We start from the raw sequence: 2,640 nt of genomic DNA, 5'->3' as shown, positions 1-2,640 counted from the left end.
CCGGTTGACGCCCTGGGCTACGCTGCGGGGCCCTGCGAACCGGCCTTCGGCCCCAGCACCGCCAGCAGCACGTAGATCACGATCGACGCCACGGTGCCGAGTGCAGCCAGCAACATGAAGGCAAACTCCGAACGGCCCTGCAGCCCTGCCCAAACGCCCAGATGCCAGGCAGCGCCAAGATTGATCAGCCAGGCGATGACGAACACCGGCCACTGCACGATGCCGACCGCGCTCAGCAATGGCGCGGCGATGAGGGCTGCGACGATGGCGCCGATCAGGAAGACCAGGGCAAGACGGGAATGGCGGGCCGAGGCGGTGCTCATGCGCTCAACCCGCGGACCATCACCAGCACCGGGAAGCCACGCGTGTCGGACTCGACAACGGGCTTCCACCCCAACCGCGCATACAGACCACCGTCCAGCGACTCGGTCTGCAGATAGAGCTGCGATATGCCCATCGACCGGGCCTGCTTCACTGCGTGTTCGACAAGCGTGCTGGCCAACCCTCGCCCGCGTTGGCTGTCGGCCACATACACGCTTCCCAGCCAGTGCTCATACTCGGGAAAACCGGGCATCTCACCGCGCTTGAGCTGCACGGCGCCGACCACCTGCCCATCGTCGATTGCCGCCAGCAGATGCGGGAATCCCTGCGCGTCCTTGGGCTTGCGCAGCCGCAGACGCTCATCTTCCAGAGTGAAGCCTGCATCCTTTCCCCACTGCGCGTGATACCACTGCGCCAGCTGCTCGCACTCCGGCGCTGCCGGCGCCAGCGTCCTGAACTCCATGGGTAACCTCGCTGTCCTGATCGTCCTTCAGGAAAGCATGCTTCACCCCTGCAGTCACTGCAAATCGTTGCAATCAATCCAACCGTGCATGGGATCGGCTCCCCGGCGATATGCACCTCAGCCCTGCGAGAAGTCCTTCAGGATCTCGCCGACGCCGCTGGGCGAGATCTCGAAGCCCAGCGTAGTACCCGGGTTGATCACCACGCCGTAGCCGCCCGGCACGCGGCGCAGCACGTCCAGCATCAGCCAGCGGACCTGATCAACTGCACTGGGTCCAACGACGAAGAGGCTGCCGGCCAGCGGCCGGCACTACCGTTTCCGCTGGTCACTGCGCGGTCAGCGCTTCAGTCGCTGGTCGCGCGCCAGCTGGTCTGCCATGGCCTTGTCCAGTTCGGCCTGCAGGGCCGGCTGCTGCACGTCCGCATCCAGCACAAACACCTTCACCCCGTGCGCCGGCACCTCCGCCTTCAGGCTGCCCTTCACCGTCACCTGGCCACCGTCCAGCGCGTCGCGCCAGAGGCCGGGCTGCAGGTAGCGGTCGACGCTGAAGGTCTTCGTGGCATCGCCCTTGTTCAGCAGCACCAGCGCGGTCTGCGCCACGTCGCCATGCTGCAGCACACGGAAGAACACCGCTTCATCGCCCTGCAGACGTTCGTTCACCTGCAGGCCGCGCTGCAACGCCGGCGTACTCTCGCGCAGCTTGGCGATGCGCTGCAGCGGGGCGAAGATCGGGCTCTGCGGGGCTGCATCCACCCGCGGCTGGCCGAAGTAGGCACGGTTGCCGGCGTGCTCCGCACGGCCGCGCATGAAGCCGGTTTCCGATCCGTAATAGACCACCGGAATGCCGCGCGCGGTGAACAACCAGTTGTGCGCGTCGATGAAGCCGCTGTCCCTGGCCTGCAGGCGCGGCATGTCGTGGTTGTCGTAGAAACTCATCAGCTCATACGGGTTGGCGTACGGGCCACCGGTCAGGTGCAGCGGCTCAGCCAGCGTTTCAAAGCCCTTGCCGGCGCTGCCGAAGGCCTGCTCCAGCGCGCCGCGCAGCGGGAAGTCGAGCACGCTGACATTGGCGTTGGCCGGCCAGGTGTGTTCGGCGATGCTGGCGGCGTTGTAGTCGAACGCTTCGCCGAACATGAACATGCCCGGATGCTGCGCGCGGATGCGGTTGACGAACTCGTGCCACCACGGATGCGGCAGCCAGCCGATGGTGTCGATGCGCAGCGCATCCACGCCCTGCGCGGTCCACTGCAGGTACGCCCCCACCAGGTAGTCCATCACTGCCGGGTTGTCCTGGTTGAAGTCGCCCAGCTCGGCCAGGTTGCCATCGAAGATCGAGCCGTCCTTGCTGTCGACCGGGCCGATGTTGTTGTAGAACGCGTGCAGCGGATTGTGCTTCGGGTCCAGCTTCTGTGGCGGCAGGTTCTGGTGGTCGGCGATCAACCTGCCGCCCTTGTCGAAGATCTGGCCGAACTGCGGCTGCCGCKTRGGCATGGTCCAGGCCGGCGAACCGTGGTTGCCSACGATGTCCAGCACCACCTTCAGGCCGGCGCCGTGCAGGCCCTTGGTCAACCCGGCAAAATCCAGGTCCCTGCTCGGCAGGTGCTCGTCCAGCGCGTAGAAGTTGACGCCCCAGTAGCCGTGGTAGCCGGTCTTGCCACGGTCGGTCAGGGTGCTGGTACAGCTGATCGGCTTGCTGCCGGTGAAGGCTTCATCCGGGTTGTCGACGATGGGCGTGATCCACACCGCGCCGAAACCGAGGTTGCGGATGTAGTCGGCATTGTCGAGCACACCACGGAAATCGCCACCGAGATAGCCGATGTTGCCGTCCACCTTGTCCGGGCATGGCACCGGAATAT

At 65.7% G+C, this 2,640-nt stretch carries 3 protein-coding genes and 1 pseudogene; all 4 read right to left on the bottom strand.

Annotated features, from left to right (window positions below; all coding sequences use genetic code 11):
• Positions 1-17: 17 nt before the first annotated feature.
• The gene (locus AC1VAN_RS21380) at positions 18-323 is read right to left on the bottom strand and encodes a hypothetical protein (protein WP_033830565.1); all 306 of its coding nucleotides are present in this window, start codon (positions 321-323) and stop codon (positions 18-20) included.
• Positions 320-784: a GNAT family N-acetyltransferase gene (locus AC1VAN_RS21375; RefSeq protein WP_442251612.1), complete on the bottom strand. Its 465-nt coding sequence runs from the start codon at positions 782-784 to the stop codon at positions 320-322. Before AC1VAN_RS21375 ends, AC1VAN_RS21380 begins: the two co-directional genes overlap by 4 nt.
• 117 nt (positions 785-901) lie before the next feature.
• Positions 902-1,051: pseudogene (locus AC1VAN_RS21370) on the bottom strand (SseB family protein); the annotation flags it as partial.
• 69 nt (positions 1,052-1,120) lie between these two features.
• Positions 1,121-2,640 (bottom strand): alpha-amylase family glycosyl hydrolase (locus AC1VAN_RS21365; RefSeq protein WP_480986694.1); only part of this gene is annotated, 1,520 nt, incomplete at its 5' end.

It is taken from the genome of Stenotrophomonas sp. 05L44_2 (assembly GCF_056665995.1).
Note: the sequence above shows the minus strand (reverse complement) of the source record. Positions and strands in the feature narration are given on the sequence as shown.